Annotated in this window: 1 protein-coding gene; it reads left to right on the top strand. The window is 68.8% G+C overall.

Annotated elements, in window-relative coordinates; genetic code table 11:
• Window positions 1-215: NUDIX domain-containing protein (locus WG8_RS27875; RefSeq protein WP_007428760.1), on the top strand; the 215-nt coding region annotated here is incomplete at both ends.

A 215-nucleotide genomic window follows, 5' to 3' on the forward strand; every position in this document is an offset into this window, starting at 1 on the left:
CGTCCGGCAGCGTCCGGCCAAGGGCCTGTTGGCCCGCATGTGGGAGCTGCCGCACGAGCTTGCCGGGCCGGAGGGCTACAACGGCCCGATGCCGGATGAGCCCGCCATGGACCATTTGGCGGCTCATTTGCTGGCAGAGGGCGTGCTGGCGCGCCCGGTGCGGTTTGTACGTGAGGCGGAGCACACGTTCAGCCACATCCACTGGAACCTGCGTG

The sequence above is a fragment of the Paenibacillus sp. Aloe-11 genome (assembly GCF_000245715.1).
Taxonomy (GTDB): Bacteria; Bacillota; Bacilli; order Paenibacillales; family Paenibacillaceae; genus Paenibacillus; species Paenibacillus kribbensis.